Origin of the sequence: Aquibium sp. A9E412 (assembly GCF_030398335.1) — a bacterium.
GTDB lineage: Bacteria > Pseudomonadota > Alphaproteobacteria > Rhizobiales > Rhizobiaceae > A9E412.
Window position 1 is genome coordinate 245684 of the sequence record NZ_JAOAOP010000001.1, and the last position, 20715, is coordinate 266398.

At 71.0% G+C, this 20715-nt stretch carries 18 protein-coding genes and 2 tRNA genes; 6 read left to right on the forward strand and 14 right to left on the reverse strand.

Going from position 1 to position 20715, the window contains the following annotated elements:
• Complete coding sequence (locus N1F89_RS01170; protein ID WP_290080653.1) at window positions 1-1212, reverse strand: deoxyguanosinetriphosphate triphosphohydrolase; 1212 nt, start codon at window positions 1210-1212, stop codon at window positions 1-3.
• An 88-nt stretch (window positions 1213-1300) separates the two neighbouring features.
• Here N1F89_RS01170 and erpA point away from each other — a divergent pair, with 88 nt between their 5' ends.
• Entirely contained in the window at window positions 1301-1651 is a 351-nt protein-coding gene (gene erpA, locus N1F89_RS01175; RefSeq protein WP_290080711.1) for an iron-sulfur cluster insertion protein ErpA, read from the forward strand.
• 118 nt (window positions 1652-1769) lie between these two features.
• Window positions 1770-2384, forward strand: coding sequence for an SH3 domain-containing protein (locus tag N1F89_RS01180; protein WP_290080654.1), 615 nt, complete (start codon window positions 1770-1772; stop codon window positions 2382-2384).
• A gap of 75 nt (window positions 2385-2459) precedes the next feature.
• On the opposite strand, the gene N1F89_RS01185 is transcribed toward N1F89_RS01180, so the two are convergent.
• Window positions 2460-3833: a nucleobase:cation symporter-2 family protein gene (locus N1F89_RS01185; protein WP_290080656.1), complete on the reverse strand. Its 1374-nt coding sequence runs from the start codon at window positions 3831-3833 to the stop codon at window positions 2460-2462.
• 172 nt (window positions 3834-4005) lie between these two features.
• Between N1F89_RS01185 and xth the strand changes: the two genes are divergently transcribed.
• Together xth and N1F89_RS01195 are read left to right on the forward strand one after the other, a co-directional pair.
• Window positions 4006-4815 carry an exodeoxyribonuclease III gene (gene xth, locus N1F89_RS01190; RefSeq protein WP_290080658.1) on the forward strand — a complete coding sequence of 270 codons (810 nt, stop codon included), beginning with the start codon at window positions 4006-4008 and terminating at the stop codon, window positions 4813-4815.
• Between the two features lie 55 nt (window positions 4816-4870).
• On the forward strand, window positions 4871-5143 hold the full coding sequence (locus N1F89_RS01195; protein ID WP_290080659.1) for a hypothetical protein: 273 nt from the start codon (window positions 4871-4873) through the stop codon (window positions 5141-5143).
• A gap of 92 nt (window positions 5144-5235) precedes the next feature.
• On the opposite strand, the gene N1F89_RS01200 is transcribed toward N1F89_RS01195, so the two are convergent.
• The 8 genes from N1F89_RS01200 to N1F89_RS01235 form a co-directional block, all read right to left on the reverse strand.
• Entirely contained in the window at window positions 5236-6036 is an 801-nt protein-coding gene (locus N1F89_RS01200) for a tetratricopeptide repeat protein (protein WP_290080661.1), read from the reverse strand.
• Window positions 6023-7747: a dihydroxy-acid dehydratase gene (gene ilvD, locus N1F89_RS01205; protein ID WP_290080663.1), complete on the reverse strand. Its 1725-nt coding sequence runs from the start codon at window positions 7745-7747 to the stop codon at window positions 6023-6025. Before ilvD ends, N1F89_RS01200 begins: the two co-directional genes overlap by 14 nt.
• Before the next feature lie 306 nt (window positions 7748-8053).
• Window positions 8054-10834, reverse strand: coding sequence for a valine--tRNA ligase (locus N1F89_RS01210; protein WP_290080665.1), 2781 nt, complete (start codon window positions 10832-10834; stop codon window positions 8054-8056).
• 158 nt (window positions 10835-10992) lie between these two features.
• Complete coding sequence (locus N1F89_RS01215) at window positions 10993-11820, reverse strand: DUF2497 domain-containing protein (RefSeq protein ID WP_290080667.1); 828 nt, start codon at window positions 11818-11820, stop codon at window positions 10993-10995.
• A 201-nt stretch (window positions 11821-12021) separates the two neighbouring features.
• A complete protein-coding gene (locus N1F89_RS01220) occupies window positions 12022-13380 on the reverse strand; it encodes a TolC family outer membrane protein (protein WP_290080714.1) in 1359 nt (452 codons plus the stop codon).
• 148 nt (window positions 13381-13528) lie between these two features.
• Window positions 13529-14203, reverse strand: a complete 675-nt coding sequence (locus N1F89_RS01225; protein WP_290080671.1) for a protein-L-isoaspartate O-methyltransferase — start codon at window positions 14201-14203, stop codon at window positions 13529-13531.
• Between the two features lie 99 nt (window positions 14204-14302).
• Window positions 14303-14376: transfer RNA gene (locus N1F89_RS01230), tRNA-Cys, on the reverse strand.
• A gap of 90 nt (window positions 14377-14466) precedes the next feature.
• Entirely contained in the window at window positions 14467-14757 is a 291-nt protein-coding gene (locus tag N1F89_RS01235) for a hypothetical protein (RefSeq protein ID WP_290080715.1), read from the reverse strand.
• Between the two features lie 416 nt (window positions 14758-15173).
• Here N1F89_RS01235 and N1F89_RS01240 point away from each other — a divergent pair.
• Window positions 15174-15248 (forward strand) — tRNA-Asn (locus tag N1F89_RS01240).
• 73 nt (window positions 15249-15321) lie between these two features.
• Here the strand turns inward: N1F89_RS01240 and N1F89_RS01245 are convergent.
• Both N1F89_RS01245 and N1F89_RS01250 read right to left on the reverse strand, forming a co-directional pair.
• A complete protein-coding gene (locus N1F89_RS01245) occupies window positions 15322-17418 on the reverse strand; it encodes an ATP-binding protein (protein ID WP_290080674.1) in 2097 nt (698 codons plus the stop codon).
• Window positions 17419-17557: 139 nt separating this feature from the next.
• Window positions 17558-17836 carry a hypothetical protein gene (locus N1F89_RS01250; RefSeq protein WP_290080676.1) on the reverse strand — a complete coding sequence of 93 codons (279 nt, stop codon included), beginning with the start codon at window positions 17834-17836 and terminating at the stop codon, window positions 17558-17560.
• 328 nt (window positions 17837-18164) lie between these two features.
• Between N1F89_RS01250 and N1F89_RS01255 the strand changes: the two genes are divergently transcribed.
• Window positions 18165-19292: an EAL domain-containing protein gene (locus N1F89_RS01255; RefSeq protein WP_290080677.1), complete on the forward strand. Its 1128-nt coding sequence runs from the start codon at window positions 18165-18167 to the stop codon at window positions 19290-19292.
• Between the two features lie 172 nt (window positions 19293-19464).
• Here N1F89_RS01255 and N1F89_RS01260 read toward each other — a convergent pair whose 3' ends face one another.
• Both N1F89_RS01260 and N1F89_RS01265 read right to left on the reverse strand, forming a co-directional pair.
• Window positions 19465-20202: a response regulator transcription factor gene (locus N1F89_RS01260; RefSeq protein ID WP_290080678.1), complete on the reverse strand. Its 738-nt coding sequence runs from the start codon at window positions 20200-20202 to the stop codon at window positions 19465-19467.
• 6 nt (window positions 20203-20208) lie between these two features.
• On the reverse strand, window positions 20209-20688 hold the full coding sequence (locus N1F89_RS01265) for a hypothetical protein (protein WP_290080680.1): 480 nt from the start codon (window positions 20686-20688) through the stop codon (window positions 20209-20211).
• Window positions 20689-20715: the final 27 nt, after the last annotated feature.

Here is a 20715-nt window from a genome sequence, read left to right on the forward strand (position 1 = left end):
CTAACCCAATTGCGGCGTACGGTCAAACAGCCGCCGGTGCTCCTTGACGGCGTAGGTGTCGGTCATGCCGGCGAGAAAATCGGCGACGTGCCGCGCCCGGACCGCCTCGGGCGCGCGATCGAGCCCGTCGCGCCAGCCCTCGGGCATCTGCCTGAGGTCGGCCCGATAGGCGTCGAACAGCTCGCGCACGATGCGCTCGGCCTCCGCCCGCACCGCCATCACCTGCGGATGGCGGTACAGATTGGCATAGAGAAAGCGCTTCAGCTCCTTCTCCAGTTCGGCCATGCGCGGCGAGAAGGCGACCACCGGCCGGCCGGCCGCGCGGACGGCGTCGGCGTCGGCGGGCGCCAGCGCGGCAAGGTTCTCCTGGGCGGTGGCGATGACGTCCTCGACCATGACGGTGATCTGCCGGCGCATCAGCTCGTGGCCGGTGCGCACGGGATCGAGCCGCGGGTAGAGCCCCCTCACCTCGGCCAGGATCGCCGCCGGCAGCTCGGCCGCCTCCAGCATGTCGAGCGTCAGCAGGCCCGAGCGCAGCCCGTCGTCGATGTCGTGCGCGTTGTAGGCGATGTCGTCGGCGATCGCCGCGCACTGCGCCTCGAGACCGGCGTGGCGGTCGAGCTCGAGGTCGTGCAGCGCGCTGTAGTCGAGGATGGCGCGCGGCACCGGCGCAGCGCAGGGCGTGCCGTCGGGCCGGGTCAGCGGGCCGTTGTGCTTGACAAGGCCCTCGAGCGTCTCCCAGGTCAGGTTGAGGCCGTCGAACTCCGCGTAGCGCCGCTCCAGCCGGGTGACGACGCGCAGCGACTGGGCGTTGTGGTCGAAGCCGCCCCAGGCGGCCATCCGCTCGGCCAGCGCGTCCTCGCCGGTGTGGCCGAACGGGGTGTGGCCGAAATCGTGCACCAGGGCGACCGCCTCGGCCAGGTCCTCGTCGCCGCGCAGCGCGCGGGCGAGCGCGCGGGCGATCTGCGCCACCTCGATCGAGTGCGTCAAGCGGGTGCGGTAGTGGTCGCCCTCGTGCGCGATGAAGACCTGCGTCTTGTGCTTGAGCCGGCGGAAGGCGGTGGAATGGATGATGCGGTCGCGGTCGCGCTGGAAAGGCGTGCGGGTGCGGCTTTCGCCCTCGGCATAGAAGCGTCCGCGCGAGGCGGCCGGGTCGCAGGCGTAGCGGGCGCGCGGCCGATAGCCGAAACCGAGGTCTGCGAGCTCGCCCACCGGGCCGTCCTCCGCACCGGTCCGGCTTGTTGACTCGCCGGACGGCGCTTCATACCTATGGAAAGAGCCGTAACGCAAGGTGAGCGCGATGGGCGTCGATGCCAAGAGCGACATGAAGGGCGTTGAGATGACCGAGGCGGCAGCCCGCCGCATCGCCACCATCCTCGCTGCCGAACCGGACAAGATCGCCCTTCGGGTGGCGGTCGAGGGCGGCGGCTGCTCGGGCTTCTCCTACACGTTCGACCTGGTCGACACGCGCGGCGACGACGATACCGCGATCGAGCGCGACGGCGCCACCGTGCTGATCGACGACCTGTCGCTCGTCTACATGGGCGGCTCGGTGATCGACTTCGTCGACGACCTGATCGGCCAGTCCTTCCAGATCCGCAATCCCAACGCGGTCGCCTCCTGCGGCTGCGGCACCAGCTTCTCCATCTGAGGCGCGGCGGCAGCGCGCCGCCGCAAAATCAGCACATTCGAATCCGCCGCGCGCTGGAACCGGCGGCGGCGGTCTCCTGTTTGGCCAGCGAGGGACCAAACAGGAGATGCGAACCATGATGGGCAAGCTTCGAACGGCCGCCGTGGCGGCCGGCCTGCTCGTTCCCGGCGTGGCAACGGCGGCGACGAGCGCGATCGTGACGACCGATCTCAACATCCGCAGCGGGCCGAGCACGAGCTATGCGCGCTTCGGCACGATTCCCGACGGCGACCGCGTCACCGTCTATGGCTGCGTGCGCGACTACAACTGGTGCGAGGTGCGCTGGGCCGGCCGGCAGGGCTGGGTGTCCGGCAACTACCTCGCCTATCTCGGCGAGCGCTACAACCGCCGCCCGCTGCCGCAGATCGGCTTCAGCATCGGCCTGCCGATCATCAGCTTCGAGGGCGAGCGGGTGTATCGCGAGCGCCCGCGCCGCGGCTATCGCGACGGGCCGCGCGGCGGCTATCGCGAGGCGCCGCGCGAGGTGCGCCGCGAGCTGCGGCGGGACCGGCGCGACGTGCGCGACGCGCGCGAGGACCTGCGCGAGGCGCGCCGCGACCTGCGCCGGGCGCAGCGTCGGGGCGAGGACGTGCGCGGCGAGCGCCGCGACCTGCGCCAGGCGCGCCGCGAGCTGCGCCGCGAACGCCGCGACCTGCGCCGCACGCGCGAGGAATTCCGCGACTGGCGCGGCTGAGGCCCCGCTGCTGCGAGGCGATGGCGGCCGCCGGAACGCTCCGGCGGCCGCCTTTCTTTTTGCCGTGCGGAGCGCTCAGTCGAGCTCCTCGGGCAGCACGAGGTTGAGCACGATCGCCAGGAACGCGGCCGGCAGAAGCCCCGAGGTCAGCAGGATCTGCGCCGTCTGCGGCAGGTGCTGCAGGGCGCCCGGCTCGAGCTGCAGGCCGAGGCCGACCGACAGCGAGACGGCGAAGATGACCATGTTGCGGCGGTTCCAGGCGACGGCCGACAGCATGTTGATGCCGGCCGCCGCGACCATGCCGAACATCACGATGACGCCGCCGCCGAGCACGGTGATCGGGATGGTCGAGATCAGCGCGCCGACCTTCGGCACCAGGCCGCACAGGATGAGGAACAGCGCGCCGTAGGTCACCACGTGGCGGCTCATCACGCCGGTCATCGAGATCAGCCCGACGTTCTGGCTGAACGAGGTGTTGGGCAGGCCGCCGAACACGCCGGCGATCGCCGTGCCGAGGCCGTCGGCATAGGTCGCGCCGGCGATCTCGCGGTCGGTCGCCTCGCGGCCGGCGCCGCCCTTGGTGATGCCCGACACGTCGCCGACCGTCTCGATGGCCGAGACCACCGCCATGAAGCACATGCCGACGATCGCCGCCGTCGACAGCTCGAAACCCCACTTGAAGGGCACCGGCAGCGCCACCCAGCCGGCGCGCGCCACGTTGTCGAAGCTGACCATGCCCATGGCGAGCGCCACGACATAGCCGGCCACCAGGCCGAGCAGCACGGCGGCGATCGACCACATGCCGCGGGTGAAGAACTTCAGCACCAGCGTGACGACGATCACCACCAGGGCGATGCTCCAGTTGGCCAGGCTGCCATAGGCGGGCGTGCCGATCTGCGGCACGCCGCCGGCGGCGTACTGGATACCGACGCGGATCAGCGCCAGCCCGATCATCAGCACGATCAGACCGGTGACGAGCGGCGGCAGCGCGAAGCGCAGCCGGCCGATCACCGTGCCGAGCAGGAAGTGGAAGACGCCGCCGATGGCGATGCCGCCCATCAGCGCGCCGAGCGCGGCCACCCCCTGGTCCGCGACGAGCGGAATCATCACCGGCAGGAAGGCGAAGCTGGTCCCCTGAACGATGGGCAGCCGGCCGCCGACGGGTCCCATGCCGATGGTCTGGAACAGCGTGGCGATGCCGGCGAACAGCATCGCCATCTGGATCATGTAGATCAGGCTCGGAAAGTCCGGCGAGTTGGAGCCGAAGCCGAAGCCCGCCGCCCCGGCGACGATGATAGCCGGCGTGACGTTGGACACGAACATCGCCAGCACGTGCTGGATGCCGAGCGGTATGGCCTGCAGCGGCGGCGGCGTGTAATCGGGATCGCGCAGGCGCCGGTGCAGCGCCTCGGCGCTGGCGTCGCGGTCACCCATGGCAATGTCGGTCATGGCGGGTCCCCCTCTGTCTGGCCCGATGCGGTTGCGGCGCCCGAGGCCGCGCCGCAAACGAAAGCGGCTTCGCGCACGGCGCCGGGTGCGCTACCTTGGCGGCCCGGCGGAGTGTCGGTCAGCGCGGCGGGCGCGACCATCAAGTTAATTTTGAAAGAGAACGCAGTCCTCGATGAAAATCGCCACCTGGAACATCAACGGAATCAAGGCGCGGATCGACAATCTGCTGCACTGGCTGAAGGAAAGCGACGTCGACATCGTCTGCCTGCAGGAGATCAAGTCGGTCAACGAGCAGTTCCCGCGCGCCGAGATCGAGGCGCTCGGCTACAACGTCGCCACGCACGGCCAGAAGGGCTTCAACGGTGTGGCGATCCTGTCGAAGCTGCCGTTCGACGAGGTCAATCGCGGGCTTGCCGGCGACGACGACGACGTGCAGGCGCGCTTCGTCGAGGGCGTGTTCTCCGTCGCGTCCGGCGCGCTGCGGGTGGTCTCGCTCTACCTGCCGAACGGCAACCCGCTCGGCACCGAGAAGTTCGCCTACAAGCTCGCCTGGATGGCGCGGCTGGAGGCCTGGGCGGCGGCGCGCCTGGCGAGTGAGGAGCCGCTGGTGCTGGCCGGCGACTACAACGTCATCCCCGAGCCGCACGACGCGCGCAACCCCGAGGCCTGGCGCGACGACGCGCTGTTCCAGCCGGAAAGCCGCGCCGCCCTTCGCCGGCTCGCCCATCTCGGCTTCACCGACGCGCTGCGCGCCGTCACCCATGCCGGCGACACCTACACCTTCTGGGACTACCAGGGCGGCGCCTGGCAGAAGAACAACGGCATCCGCATCGACCATCTGATGCTGTCGCCGGAGGCGGCCGACCGGCTGACCGCCGCCCATGTCGAGCGCCACACGCGCGCCTGGGAAAAGCCGTCCGACCACGTGCCGGTGGTCGCCGCCTTCGCCTTCGACACACCGCAGGCGACCGCGGCCGCCTGAGACCCCGGTGCGGCGACGCGTGGCGCCGCGGCGTGCTGCGTGCTAGGATAACCGGATGATCCAGCGGTTCGCCGGCCTCGTCGCAATCGGCCTCTCGCTCGGCGCCGGCGCAGTTCCGGCGGCGGCCGAGTGTCGTTGCGTGGCGAATGGCGAGCGGGTGCCCGAGGGCGGCTTCGCCTGCCTGCGGCTGCCCGACGGGCCGCAGCTCGCGCGCTGCGACAAGGTGCTCAACAACCCGTCCTGGACGGTGATCGAACGGGGTTGCGCGCAGTTTTCCCGGGTCGGACCGGCGGCCGCGCCCTCGAGCACGGCGCTGCTCGCGCCATAGGGCGCGTTTTCGCAGCTCGTGTGGGATGCCGTGAGAGGCGGACCGGCGCGCAACGCCGCGAGCGCCGGGACCCGGCGTCTCGGCGCGGCGCGCTACTTGAGGCCGTTCGCCAGCATGTCCTCGGACAGCGCGATGGCGGTGCGCCGGTCGGACTCGCCGGCCAGCGCGAAGGCCTCCTCCTGCAGCGAGCGGATCCACGCCGTGTCGGTCGGCGCCGCGCGCTCCAGCGCGGCGGTCATCATCGCCAGGCCGCGCACCACCCTGCCGCTCTGGAACAGCAGGTTGCCGAGTGTCGCCTGCGCCCCGGTGTGGCCCTTCTCGGCGGCGAGCTGCAGCCAGCGGCCGGCCTGGCGCACGCTGCGGGTGACGCCCTCGCCGTGCAGGAACATGCGGCCGATCTCGTACTGCGCCTGCGGGTTGCGGTAGTTGGCGGCCGCGCGCATGTAGTATTCCTGGGCGGCGGCCGGGTTGGCCTGCACCGGCGAGCCGGCGATGCCGCGGCGCAGATAGCCGGCCAGCGCCACCAGCGCGTCGGAGACGTAGCTCTCCTCGGGGCTGCCGGGCTCGACCTCCTGCTGCACGATCTCGGAGAAGAACTTGAAGGCCTCGTAGTCGTCGCGCGGCACGCCGTCGCCCTCGGCATACATGCGCGCCAGCTTCCAGCGGGCGCCCATCTGCCCCTTCTCGGCCGCATAGCGGTAGGCCTCGACCGCCTCCTGCTTGTCGCCCTTCTTGTAGGCGGAGAAGCCGAAACGGAAGACGGCCCACGGGCTGCGGTCGGGCTTGACCACGGTCTTCTCGTCGAGTGCCGCGGCAGGCCCCGCCAGCGCGAGGCCCGCCACGCTCAGCCCCAGGGCGAGCGTGCCGGCACGGATTGCGTCAGATGTCCGCATAGCAGTGCGTTTCTTTTGTTGCGCCGGGATGCGTCACGGCTCCGTTGCGGGCCGGCCCGACCGTTTGTGCGTATTTCCAGATGGCGCCGGAGCCGTAATCCGTCTCGCGCGGCGTCCAGGCCTCGCGGCGCCGGGCGAGCTCGTCCTCCGACAGCTCGACGTCGATGGTGCCGGCCACCGCGTCGATGGTGATGACGTCGCCGTCGCGCAGCAGGCCGATCGGCCCGCCGACGGCCGCCTCCGGCCCGACATGGCCGATGCAGAAGCCGCGCGTGGCGCCGGAAAAGCGCCCGTCGGTGATCAGCGCCACCTTGTCGCCCATGCCCTGGCCGTAGAGCGCGGCAGTGGTGGCCAGCATCTCGCGCATGCCGGGGCCGCCCTTGGGTCCCTCGTAGCGGATGACCAGCACCTCGCCCTCCTCGTAGCGCCGCTTGACCACCGCCTCGAAGCACGCCTCCTCGGAATCGAAGCAGCGCGCGGGGCCCGAGAAGCGCTGGTTGGCGAGGCCGGCGACCTTGACGATGGCGCCCTCCGGCGCCAGCGAGCCCTTGAGCCCGACGACGCCGCCGGTCCGCGTGATCGGCTGGTCGGCCGGGCGCACCACGTCCTGCTGGTCGTTCCAGCGCACGTGCTGCATGTTCTCGGCCAGGGTGCGGCCGGTCACCGTCATGCAGTCGCCGTGCAGGTAGCCGTGCTCGAGCAGCGTCTTCATGAGCAGCGGGATGCCGCCGGCCTCGAACATGTCCTTGGCGATATAGCGGCCGCCCGGCTTCAGATCGGCGATGTAGGGGGTCTTGCGGAAGATCTCGGCGACGTCGAACAGGTCGAAGGCGATGCCCGCCTCGTGCGCGATCGCCGGCAGGTGCAGCGCGGCGTTGGTCGAGCCGCCGGAGGCGGCGACCACGGCGGCGGCGTTCTCCAGCGCCTTGCGGGTGACGATGTCGCGCGGCCGCACCTGGCGGGCGACCAGCTCCATGACCTTCTCGCCGGAGGCGTAGCAGAAGCGGTCGCGCATCTCGTAGGGCGCGGGCGCGCCGCAGGAATAGGGCAGCGCCAGGCCGATCGCCTCGGCGACGGTGGCCATGGTGTTGGCCGTGAACTGGGCGCCGCACGAGCCGGCCGACGGACAGGCGACCTGCTCGATCTCCTTGAGCTCGGCGTCGGAAATCGTGCCGACCGAATGCTGGCCGACCGCCTCGAAGACGTCCTGCACGGTGATCTCGCGGCCGCGATAGGTGCCGGGCAGGATCGAGCCGCCATAGATGAAGATCGACGGCACGTTGAGCCGCACCATGGCCATCATCATGCCGGGCAGCGACTTGTCGCAGCCGGCCAGGCCGACGATCGCGTCGTAGCAGTGGCCGCGCATGGTCAGCTCGACCGAATCGGCGATGACGTCGCGGCTGACCAGCGAGGCCTTCATGCCCTGGTGGCCCATGGCGATGCCGTCGGTCACGGTGATCGTGCAGAACTCGCGCGGCGTGCCGCGGGCGGCCGCGACGCCCTTCTTGACGACCTGCGCCTGGCGCATCAGCGCGATGTTGCACGGCGCGGCCTCGTTCCAGCAGCTCGCCACGCCGACGAGCGGTTGGCCGATCTCCTGTTCCGACAGCCCCATGGCGTAGAGATAGGACCGGTGCGGCGCACGCTGCGGCCCCACCGTCACGTGCCGGCTGGGAAGCGAAGCCTTCTGATCGGATTTGGCGTCCATGTTCGCCCTTGTCACGCGCGCTCAAACACTGGTCCGGCTGCACGCCGCGAAGGCGCGGGTCCGGAGAGCCTTTCGGGTGCGCCGGGTTTATGGCGGGAAGTGGGCAATCGCGACCCCCGCGGGGGTGCGGACGACGGCTTGTTCAGCAACTGTTGCCGTTCGGCCACAAGCGGCCGCGGCGCAGCCGCGCCACGGCGAGGCGCGGGATCGCGGCCGCCACGACCTCGCAAATCGAGTCGGAGACGGCCGCCAACCGGCTGATACAGCGCGCTTTTTCTGCCTCGGTCCGGGCCGACCGGGAGGCGGTCAGCCGGCCTCGCGCAGCCGGGCGAGCGCGGCGGCCAGCCGGTCGCGCGCCTCGCCATACTCGGCCAGCTTGTCGCGCTCGGCCGCAACGACCTCGTCCGGCGCGTTGGCCACGAAGCGCTCGTTGGCGAGCTTCTTTTCCAGCCGGGCGATCTCGGCCTCCTGCCTGGCCACCTCCTTGTCGAGCCGCGCCGCCTCGGCGGCCAGGTCGATGACGTCGCCGAGCGGCATGCAGAAGGTCGCCTCGCCGACCACCATCTGGGCCGAGCCCCTGGGCACGTGATCGGAGAACGCGACGTCGCCGACGCGCGCCAGGCGGCGGATCGCCGGCTCGTGCCGACCGAGCCGCTCGCGGCTGACGCTGTCGGCGCCGACGGCGACGAGCGGCGCGACCGCGGAGGGCGGCACGTTCATCTCCGCGCGCACCGAGCGGATCTCCGAAACGAGCGCGATCAGCCAGTTGACGTCGGCGGCCGCCGTGTCGTCGGCGAAGTCGGGCTCCGGCCAGCGCGCGTGGCACAGCAGCGTGTCGCGGCCTTCGGGGCCGGCCGTGTGCGCCCACAGCTCCTCCGTCATGAACGGCATCATCGGGTGCAGCAGCTTGTAGATGGCGTCGAGCACATAGGCGGCACAGGCCTGCGCCTCGCGCTTGGCCGCCTCGTCCTCGCCGGCGAAGACCGGCTTGAGCAGCTCCAGATACCAGTCGCAGAACAGGTTCCACACGAAGCGGTAGGCCGCCGCGGCCGCCTCGTTGAAGCGGTAGGAGACGATGCCCTCGCGCACCGCGTCGGAGGCCGCCGTCAGCTCGGTCAGGATCCAGCGGTTGACGGCGAGCGTGGCGTCCTCCGGCATGAAGTCGCGATCGCGCGCCACGCCGTTCATCTCGGCGAAGCGCGTCGCGTTCCACAGCTTGGTGCCGAAATTGCGGTAGCCGGCGACGCGCTGCGGATCGAGCTTCACGTCGCGCCCCTGGGCGGCCATGATGGCGAGCGTGAAGCGCAGCGCGTCGGCGCCATACGCGTCGATCAGCTCGAGCGGATCGATGACGTTGCCCTTCGACTTCGACATCTTGGCGCCGTGCTTGTCGCGCACCAGGGCGTGCACGTAGACGGTGTGGAACGGCTCCTCGTCCATGAAGTGGAGCCCCATCATCATCATCCGCGCGACCCAGAAGAAGATGATGTCGAAGCCGGTGACCAGGACCGAGGTCGGGTAGTAGGCGGCGAGCTCCGGCGTCTCGTCGGGCCAGCCGAGCGTCGAGAACGGCCACAGCGCGGAGGAGAACCAGGTGTCGAGCACGTCCTCGTCGCGGGTCAGGATCTCGCCCGGCCGGTAGGTCTCCAGCAGCTCCTCGACATAGGCCTTCATCGGCCCTTCATGGGCGATGTAGTGCTGGATGGCGGCGTGCAGCGCCTCCTCCTCGGTGCGCTCGACGAAGACCTGGCCGTCCGGCCCGTACCAGGCGGGAATGCGGTGGCCCCACCAAAGCTGGCGCGACACGCACCAGGGCTGGATGTTCTCCATCCACTCGAAATAGGTCTTCTCCCAGCTCTTCGGCACGAAGGCGGTGCGCCCGGCGCGCACGCTGTCGATCGCCGGGCGGGCGAGCGTCTTGGCGTCGACGTACCACTGGTCGGTGAGATAGGGCTCGATCGGCACGCCGCCGCGGTCGCCGTGCGGCACCATGTGGCGGTGCGGCTCGGTCTTCGCCAGATAGCCGCCCTCCTCCATCATCGCCACGACGCGCGCCCGCGCCTCCAGGCGGTCGAGACCGTGCAGCGCCTCGACGGTGCGCGCGAGCTCCGGCGTGCGCTCGAGCCCGTCGAGGAAGTCCTCGTTGTCGCGGAGCGCCATCGCCGCCTCGACGGTCAGCACGTTGACCATCGCCAGGTCGTGCCGCTTGCCGACCTCGAAGTCGTTGAAGTCGTGCGCCGGCGTCATCTTGACCGCGCCGGTGCCCTTCTCCGGATCGGAATAGCTGTCGGCGACGATCGGCAGGCGGCGGCCGACCAGCGGCAGGATCGCATGCCAGCCGACGAGATCGGTGTAGCGCTCGTCATCGGGGTGCACCGCCACGCCGGTGTCGCCGAGCATCGTCTCGGGACGCGTCGTCGCCACGGTGATGAAGGTCTCGGGATCGTCGGGATCGAAGGTGCGGCCTTCGATCGGATAGCGGAAGTGCCACAGATGGCCGTCCACCTCGATCTGCTCGACCTCGAGGTCGGAGATCGCGGTGAGCAGCTTGGGGTCCCAGTTGACCAGCCGCTTGTCCTTGTAGACCAGCCCTTGCTTGTAGAGCGTGACGAACACCTCGGCGACGGCGCGCGACAGCCCCTCGTCCATGGTGAAGCGCTCGCGCGACCAGTCGCAGGAGGCGCCGAGCCGCTTGAGCTGGTTGAGGATGGCGCCGCCCGATTCGGCCTTCCATTCCCACACCTTCTCGATGAAGCGCTCGCGGCCGAGGCTGCGGCGGTGCTGCTGGCGCTCCTGAAGCTGGCGCTCGACGACCATCTGCGTGGCGATGCCGGCGTGGTCCATGCCGGGCTGCCACAGCACGTTCTTGCCGCGCATGCGCTCGAACCGCACCAGGATGTCCTGCAGCGTGTTGTTGAGCGCGTGGCCCATGTGCAGCGAGCCGGTGACGTTGGGCGGCGGGATGACGATGGTGAAGGGATCGGCGTCGGGCGCCGCGCCGGCGCCGGCACGGAAGGCGTCCGCCTCCTCCCAGCGCGCTGCGATGCGAGGCTCGATGCGCGCGGAATCGTAGGTCTTTTCGAGCATGGGTGAAAATCCGCAGGTGGCCGGGAGCGACAGTCGCTCGTGTAAAGCGAATGGCCTGCGCGGTGTCAACACGACGGCCGCGGCGCGGGGGTCGCGCGGCCCGGCGGTCCCGGCGCCGCACCGCCGGCTGCGGTCTTTCCGGACGCTCGGCCTGTCGGCTACTGCGCGCCGCGCGCGACGCGCTCGATCTCCTCGCGCACCAGACGCTCGACCAGCGTCGGCAGGTTGTCGTCGAGCCACTCCTGCAGCATCGGCCGCAGCATCGCCTCGGCCATCTCGTCGAAGCTCTTGCGCCGGCTCGCCTCGAAGGCGCCGTTCAACTCCTCGAAGGCGGCGGCGACCTTGCGGCCGGCGGCGTCGGAGATCAGCGCCGGACGGCCGGACGGTTCGCGCACGGCCGCCGGCGCCGGCTCGGCCGGTTCCCAATGCGCCGGCTCGTCGTCGCCGGACGCGGCATGCGACACCGGCGCGACGTCCTCGTCCTCGGTCTCGGCGGACGGGCGGGCCAGTTCGTCGACGGCGGCGTCGGGCGTCGGGCTCGGCGGCTCGGCCCGCACGATGCGCGGCGGCTCGGCCGGGCGTGCGGCGGCCGCCTCGGCCGGGGCGGAGCGGATCGACCAGGTGTCGGCCAGGCGCGGGGCGGAGGGCGCCGCCGCCTCGCCGAAAGCAGGCGCCGGATCGCCGGCCGGCGCGGCGCTGTCGGCCGCGGCCGCCGGCGCGTCGCCGTCGCCGTCCTCGTGCGCAGCCGCGCTGTCGCGCGGCGCCTCGGCCTCGCGCGGTGCGGCCTGGTGCAGGGCGCGAAACTCGGCGCGGAAGCTCTCCACCTCCGCCATGGCCGGGCTGTCGCCCGCGCCGCCGCTGTCGGCCGGCACGCCGGACGCCGCATCGTCCTTGCGGGCGGTATCGCTGTCCTCGATGATCCGCCGGATGGAGGCGAGAATCTCCTCCATCGACGGTTCGCGCTGCGCGCTGCCTGGCTGTCCCATCGGGTTGTCTGCCGCTTTCTTTCGTGCCTTCCCGCCCGCCGAAAAGGCGAGCGGCCCTCGAATCAACAAACCGAGGGTAGCTGACCGGCGGGCCGGTGAAAAACCCCTAACGCAGCCGTGCCGCGTCGCGTGCACAGAAATGACCGGTCTTTTGCGCCGCGGCGTGGCAAAGGCGCCGCGCGGTCGGCCGCCGCGGCGGCCTCAGCGGCCGTCGGGCGTGCGCAGGCCGTACCACTTGTCCTTGACGGCGTCGTAGTGCTCCTGCGGGTCGTAGACGGCCACCTTGAGGCCGAGCCGGCTCGCCGACAGGCGGCCGACGGCCGACAGGATGGCATAGCTCGCCACCACGACGTCGCGCTCGGCGCTCGCCAGGTTGATCTGCGCGGCGATGACGTCGGCCTGCGCGTTGAGCACGTCGAGCGTCGTGCGCTGGCCGACCTTGCGCTCCTCCATGACGCCGTTGAGCGCCAGCCGGGCGGCGTCGACCACCTCGCGGTTGGCCGCCACCGCCTCGCGCGCCGTCTGGTACTGCGTCCAGGCCGAGGTGACGGCCGCGCGCACCTGGTCGCGGCTGACGTCGACGTCGATGCGCGCCTGGCCGAGCGATTCCTTCGACTGGCGCACCTGGGCCGACGCCCGGCCGCCCTGGTAGATCGGCACGCTCAGCGTCAGGCCGATGCGCGCCGAGTTGGTCGTGCCGTCGGACGGCAGGCCGGGGCTCGAATCGCGGAAGCTGCGCGACACCCGCGCCTCGGCCGAAAGCTGCGGCAGCAGCGAGCCCTCCGCCGCCTTGACGGAGAACGCGGCGGCGTCGACGCCGTGCAGCGTGGCGAGAATCGCGGGATGCTCGCCGGCGGCGATGGCGGCAGCCCCGCCGAGGCTGTGCGGCAGCAGCCGCACCAGCGGATCGGCCGGGCGCAGCTCGCCCGGCGTGTCGCCGACGATCTGCTGGTAGACGGCCGCGCTCGAGGTCGCCTGGGCGCGCGCGGCGGCGAGCTGGGCGAGCGCGGCCGAGCGGCTCGCCTCGGCCTGCGCGACGTCGGTGCGGGTGCCCTCGCCGACCTCGAAGCGCGACTGCGCGGCGCGCACCTGCTCGCTGAGGAAGTCGAGGTTCTGCGCCCGCAGCGCGGCGATGCGGCGGTCGCGGATGACGTCCATGTAGGCGCTGGCGGCGTTGAACAGGATGTTCTGCTCGGTGTTGCGCAGGCTCTCGCGCTGGGCGCGCACCTGCGCCTCGGCCGCCCGCACGTTGTTGCGCGTCTGGAAGCCGTCGAACAGCGACTGCTGGATGGCGACGCCGAACGAGCCGGTGCGGATATCGCTGCCGGTCTGGCTGGTGTAGTCGATCGTGCCGGTGCCGACCACGCTCGGCCGGTAGCCCGACTTGGCGATCGCCACGCCCTCGTCGGTGACACGCACGCCGGCGCGCGCCGAGTTCAGGCTGGAATTGTTCGAGTAGGCCTTGGAGAGCGCGCCGAAGATCGTCTCGGCGCTGGCGGGGCTGAGGGCGACCAGCGAGACCGCCAGCGCGACCCAAACACTCTTGCGAACCTGCGACACCGGAACACCCTCGATCTCAGCACTGAGGCCGATCGCCGGCCCCTCCACGCTCAACCCGGCCCCGCCCTGCGGCGACGCCGGAAACCCGCCGCGGACCATACATCAATCCGCCGATCAATTCCGTTGCCCGTCGGCAACAACCGGAGGTTCAAAACACGAAGGCGGGCGGGCGCTCGAATCCGGGCAGCGGCTGCACGGCCGCGTTGAAGGCGCGGCGCTGCGACACGATGCCGTCCTCCTTGACGTAGAGCCGGGCGACCGCGGCGTTGCCACGGCCGACCACGGCGACCAGGCGGCCGCCGTCCTTGAGCTGATCGAGCAGCGCCTCGGGCACCAGGTCGACGGCGCCGCCGATGAAGATGACGTCGTAGGGCGCCTCCGCGGCAAGCCCCTCCTGCAGCGGCCCCTCGACCACGGCGACGTTGTCGCAGCCGAGCGACGACAGCGTCGCGGCGGCCGATTCGGCGAGCGCGGGATCGCATTCGAGCGCGATGACCGAGCTGGCCAGGCGCGACAGCACGGCGGCCGAATAGCCGGTGGCGCAGCCGATATCGAGCACGAAATCGTCCGCCGTGACCGCGGCGAGCTGCACCAGCCGGCCGAACGAGGCGGGCTCCATGAGATAGCGCGCCGGCGTCGTCTCGCCGGCCGCGGCGACCTCCAGATCCTCGTCGATATAGGCCAGGCTGCGGCGCTTGGCCGGCACGAAGACCTCGCGCGGGATCTCGCGCATGGCGGAGAGCAGCGGCACGTTCGTCACGTCGTTGGTGCGAAGCTGGCCCTCGACCATCTTGTCGCGCTGCACGGAAAAATCGGCCGTCATGTCGCCTCGTCCGCCCTCCTTGGCCCGTCGCGCCCCGGGCCGCGCGCCCGCCGGCCGGGGCGAGGCGGATGACCGGAGGCCGTCGACGACCGCGAGGAATGGAGGCCTCGCCCGGAATCGAACCGGGGTGCAAGGATTTGCAGTCCTCTGCGTAACCACTCCGCCACGAGGCCATGCTCGCGGGCGTCGACGCCGTTTCCATATGGTGCCGGGCATGGAGCGTCAAGGAGGGAAACCGCCGCGCCCCGGGCGCGCATCCGCCGTCAGCCGGAGCGCGGACCCTCCGGCGGGCGGCGCTCCGGGCCGGGCGCGGCCCGCGCATCGCCGTTGCCGGCGCGCTTGCTGCCGCCATTGCCGCGCCGGCCCCACCAGATCGCCAGCCGGCGGCGCAGCCGGCGGAACAGCGCGAACTCGTAGGACAGCACCAGAAGGCCGAGCGGCATCATCCAGAAGCCGAGCACGGGCAGGAAGCCGAGCAGCCCGAACAGCACCAGAAGCACGCCGAGCGCGACGCGCGCCCAGCGCGCCCGCGGCATCGTCACGTCGCGCCCCATCAGGCTGACGCGCGGCCCGCCGGGCCGCGGCGGCGCGGCCTCCGGCGCGTCCCGGTCTGTCTCGCGGTTGCGGGCATCCATTGCCTCGCCACTCCTTGCTCGTTGCGCGCGGCGCCCGGCCTCGCATCCCGTGCGGCACGTCCTTCGACGGGCCGCGACCGTCTCCGACAGCCGCAGCCGGCCTGCGGCGCCACGACCCGGACGACGACGCGGCAAGGCACCCGGCGGTTGCGCGGCGCCATCGCGCCCTCGCGACCGATCCCGCCCCCTGCCCGCGACGTCACCCGGCGGCACCACGCCCTAGATCGGAACCCGGCAGCGCGATTGCGAGCCACCGGCGTCGATTTTTCGGCAAAGCTTCTTTGCAAAACGGATCGGCCTTTGCTATAGGCAGCCGCGTTCACGCGAGCAGGCATTCCCCGGTAGCTCAGCGGTAGAGCAACCGGCTGTTAACCGGTTGGTCGCTGGTTCGAATCCGGCCCGGGGAGCCACTTTTTCCATCAGATCCGAACTGCGAAACCGGCCGTCGGGGGCGCGGAGCGCGTGCACCGCACGCGGCGCGGGCTATTCCTCGAGCAGGGCATGGACCAGGCGGGCGAGGTCGATCCGCCGGTAGGGCTTGCGCAGCACCTGCACCTCGCCGTCGCCGAGGCCCCTGGCGATCTCCGAGGCGTCGGCGTAGCCGGTCGTGAAGAGCACCGGCAGGTCGGGCCGGAGCCGCTTTGCCCGTGCCGCCAGCTCGATGCCGCCGACATCGCCCGGCAGCACCATGTCGGTGAACAACAGGTCGACCGGCCGCCCGCCCTCGATCGCGGCGAGTGCCTCGTGCGCGGTGCGCGCCGTCAGCGTGGCATAGCCGAGCGACGACAGGATGTGCTCGGCCTGCTGGCGGACGAGGTCGTCGTCCTCGACCACCATCACGGTGCGGTTGCCGTCGCGCGTGGCCAGCACCTCGCGGTCGCTCGGCAGCGCCGGGCGCGGCGCGTCGCAGGCGCGCGGCAACAGCATCTCGACGGTGGTGCCGGCGCCGAGCTGCGAGCGGATGCGGGCCCGCCCGCCCGACTGCTGGGCGAAGCCGAACACCATGCTGAGCCCGAGCCCGGTGCCCTTGCCCGGCTCCTTGGTGGTGAAGAACGGCTCGAAGGCCCGCGAGGCCACCTCCGGCGACATGCCCGTGCCGGTGTCGCGCACGCGCACCACCACATAGTCGCCCGGCGCGACCAGGCCGTCTTCACCCGCCGCAACGGGCTCGACCACCGTGCTGTCGGTCTCGATGGTGATCCGGCCGCCGCGCGGCATGGCGTCGCGCGCGTTGATGCACAGGTTGAGGACGGCGATCTCGAGCTGCGAGGCGTCGACGAACGCCGGCCAGCGCGCCGTCGCGCCGCCGATCTCGATCTCGACGAGCTCGCCGAGGCTGCGGCGAAGCAGCGGTTCCATGGTCGTGACGTGCTCGGCCACGTCGATGGCGCTCGGCTGCAACTGCTGGCGGCCGCCGAACGTCAGCAAGCGGCGCGTCAGATCTGCGCCGCGCTCGGCCGCGGCGCCGACCATGCGCGCCAGCTCGAGCAGCTCGCCGTCGTCGGCCAGCTCGCCGGTCAGCACGTCGGCGCTGCCCAGGATGACCGTCAGCAGGTTGTTGAAATCGTGGGCGATGCCGCCGGTGAGCTGGCCGAGCGCCTGCAGACGCTGCGACTGGCGGGTGCGCTCCTCGCTCTCCAGCCGCTCGGTGACGTCGGTGACCATGGCGCAGATCGCCAGGCGGTCGCCCCAGGGGATCGTGAAGGCGCGGTTCTCGATCATGATCGCACGCCCGTCGCGACGCCGCGCGCGCGCCGTGTAGACCTCAGGCGCGTCGCCGCCGAGGACGCGATCGCGCGCAAAGCGTTCGAGGCGCGGCACGTCCTTGGGGTCGAACAGCAGGCGCACGTCGCGCAGGGCCATGAGATCGGCTTCCGAGCGATAGCCGAAGATCGAGACGAGCTCGGCGTTGACGAGCAGCGGCTCGAAGCCGGCATGCACGAGAATGCCGATGCTGGCCTTCTCGACGAGCCGCAGCAGACGCTCCTGCAGGTCGCGCGCCCGGCGGTTGGCCAGGTGGCTTTCGGTCACGTTGCGGTGCGACACCACCGCTCCGCCGATTCCGTCGATGCGAAGCGGGGCGACCGTCATCTCGAACCAGCGTTCCTCCGAGGGCGAGAAGCACGCGTAATGCATCGCGAAATGGTCGGCGCGTCCGCCGAGCACGCGGTCGATGCCGTCGAGCGCGCGCTCCGCATCGCGGCTGCCACGGGCGACCGCGCGGCGGCAGACGTCCTTGTAGTTCTCGCCGACGAAATGGTCATAGTGGCGCCCGCCATTGGCTTCGAAGAACGCGCGCCAGGCGCTGTTGACCTCGACGATGTCGCCCTCGGCGTCGAGCAGCGCGATGTTGGTGGGCAGGGAATCGGCGATCGCGTCGCGCTGGGCGGCGAAGGTGCGCGTCAGTTGCTCCGCACGGCCGATGCCGGCGCGGCTCTCGCGCAGCAGGCGCGCGGTCTCGCCGCCGCCCGACGCGGCTTCCTCACGCAGCCGCGCCGCGAGGCGCTCGTCGATCTGCCGCAGCGCGGCAAACAGCGCCTTGAGCTCCGCCTCCGTCCTGCCCAGCGCTTTGGAACTCATGGCACACCGCTCGCGATGAACGGCCTGCCAAACCGCGGGTGAACCCTCGCGGCTGGCATTCCGGCCGCTACCCGCCGCGTGGTATCATGATCGCTACCGCATCGAAAGGCCGCGCGCGCCGGCGCGGCCGTGGCGGCCGTCAGCGCCCCGGGCAGCGCGCGGCGCCGGCGCCGGAGGCGGCATTGCGGGCGTCGTGCGCGGCAGCGCCCGGCCCTGCGCAGGCCGCAGAGGACGCCGCCTGCAGGGCGCCGGTTGCCGCCACGAAGTCCTGCCGCAGATCCGCATAGGCCGCCTCGATGCGGGCGGCCAGCGGTCCGAAGGCACCGAGCAGCAGCAGCGCCAGGAGAGCTGCGAGCAGCGAGTAGTCGACGCCCGCCTGTGCCCGCCGGTCGCGCAGGAAGCGCCGCGCCCCGCTCATCGCGCACCCTTGCGTCGGGCGGCGGCCGCGCCGGCGCCGAAGCCGCGAGCCGTGCCCGCGACCCGCTTCGACCGGCCGACACCACCGCCGTCTCCCAAGCCCCCTTGCGCCATCGTGCCTCCTCCCCGGCAGCCATCGTGCCGGCACGGCTTCGCAGCCTCGTTCGCAGGATGGTTATGTTGGAAGGCGGGGTCGCGGTCAAAGAATAAGTCGCGCCTTTTACTCTTTTTCACCTTCCATACGCGCCACGTTTACCGTGATTCCCGAACCATCATCCGCCCTCTCCAGAACGATATCTGCGGCTCCGGGGTCCCTTCGGAGAAGAACATTGACCGAGACGCGAACCATCCATGTCATAGACGACATCGCCGAGGAGCTGCTGTTCGTGCGGCTCGCCGTGCGCAGGCGCAGGCTGCGCACGGTCTTCTATGACACCGTCGAGGAATTCGTCGCCTCGCAGGCACTGGCGCCGGGCGATGCGGTGCTGGTCGACGTGCATATCGGCGCGCGCGACGCGATCGACGTGCTCGACAGCATCGCCGCGCGCGCCGTGCCATGCCGGCTCTTGCTGATGAGCGGAGACCTGCACGGCCTGCAGGCGGCGCGCAACTACGGCGCCACGCTCGGCCTGCGCATCGACGGCATGCTGAAAAAGCCGTTCGACGGGGCGACGCTGCTCAAGGCGCTGGGGCCCGACGGCGCCGGCGACGCGCCGCTCGCCGCCGACACCGTCGACGTCGACGAGGCGGTCGCGCGCGGATCGCTGGTCGCCGTCATGCAGCCGCAGCTGACGCTCGCCTCGGGCGAGGTGCGTTCCGTCGAGATCCTGTCGCGGATGCGCGCGAACGCGGGCGGCCCCGGCATCCAGCAGTTCATCGACGCGCTCAGCGGCGCCCAGAAGCAGCGCCTGCTTGCCTGGAACGTCGACACGGCACTCGACCTGGTGGCGCGAACGCCCCTCGACGCCTCGATCAACGCCGACATCGGCACGCTGACGGAGACCTTCGCGGCGGTGTGCGCGCGGTTGCGCGCCGCGCCGGCGAACCGGCTCACGATCGAGATCACCGAGCAGCAGGCCGACAGCCTGTCGGCCGCCTCGGTCCACGCGCTGCACAAGCTCGCGCTCGCCGGCGCCCGCTTCTCGATCGACGATTTCGGCACCGGACAGTCGAACTTCCAGCGGCTGTCGCGGTTTCCCTTCCAGGAGATCAAGATCGACCGGTCCCTCGTGCAGGGCTGCGCGGGTTCGCGGCAGCGCCGGGTGATCCTCTCGTCGATCGTCGCCATGGCGCATCAGCTCGACGCCTCGGTGACGGCCGAGGGCGTGGAGAACCCGCCCGATCTCACCGTGCTGCAGGAGATCGGATGCGACGCGGTGCAGGGCTATCTGGTCTCGCAACCGCTCGACGGCGACGGCCTGCGGGCGTTCCTCGCGCATTGGCGCGGCGACGCCTGACACTCCGGCGGCGGCGCGCGCCCGCCGTCGGCGCGCCCGATGCTGCGGTGGGGTGGCCGCGCGCGGCGTCGCGCGCATGCGCCACGACCAGCCCGTCTGCAGCTTGGCTCCGAGTTCTTGTCTTGACGCGCTTGCGAACGGCGCACCGGTTTCCACATTGCCTGGAAACGCTTTACGGATCGATCGCGCGGTAGCCGGTGCCCCTGGCCGTCTGGATCAGGTCCTCGGCATCGAGGCCGAGAGCGCGGATCTTCTTGCGCAACCGGCTGATATAGACATCGAGCGTCTTGTCACCGGGATTGTAGGGGCGGAAGAAGACGGTCTTGTAGAGAAAGGTCTTGGCGCAGGCATAGGGCCGCTTCTCGCACAGCACGCGCAACAGGCGGGTCTCGGCGTCGGTGAGGTCGATGCGCTCGCCGGCGTGCTCCATGTAGCGGTGCGTCACGTGGCAGACGAGGTCGCCGATGCGGTAGACGTCCGGGTCGACGGTCCGCTGCGCGCCGCGGCGGACGCTGACCAGGCGCGAGACCCTGGCCTGCAACTCGCGCACCGAGAACGGTTTCATCACGTAGTCGTCGGCGCCGATGTCGAAGGCTTCGGCGCGGCTGTCGGCCGTGCCGCTGCCGGAGATCAGCACGATCGGCACGTCCGTCGTCTTGCGGATCGTGCGCAGGATGCTCAGGCCGTCGCCGTCGGGCAGGTGGAGGTCGATGACGACGCAGTCGAAGGTCGCCAGCTCCGGGCCGTGCACCAGGTGGATCGACTGGCCGTAGCTCGAGGCGAAGCGCAGCGCGTCGCCCGGCACGGGCCAGCCGCGCCGGATCACCTTGCAGATGTCGGCGTCGTCCTCGATGACGAGAACGTCGAGCGCGGCCTCGGCGTCCGGTCCGCCGTTGTCGGTGAATGCCACTGAATCCTACTTCCCGAGATCGAACACGCGCCGCACCGCCGCCCAGCAACTCCACATCAGCGCGGCCGACGGCTCGCTGCCGTCGCGACGCTCGGCCTCGCCGGTCTCGCCGTCCGTCACGTCCTGGTCCTGGCGGCGCCACAGCGCGTCCAGCACCGAACGGATCTGGCTCTGCGTCACGAGCGCCTCGACCTCCTGGCGCGTGAGCGTCCTGCGGAACTCGCAGAACAGCGTGTCGCCGTCGCGCGACTTGACGAAACAGGCCAGCAGGCCGTCCTCGTCATGCGGGAACTGGATATAGAAATCGTCCGGCAGCGTCGACAGGCAGCCGGCGTGGATGAGCGCGGTGTTGGCGGAGATGCCCTTCAACAGGCAACGCGCCTTTCCTATGGCAGAGGTGAGCACGCCGGGAAAGACCAGGTCGACATAAATCTCGACCGGAACGATGTACTCGAACCTCTCACTGATGTTGAACCGTGCATTCATCGCCCCATTCTCCTGCACACCGAGGAT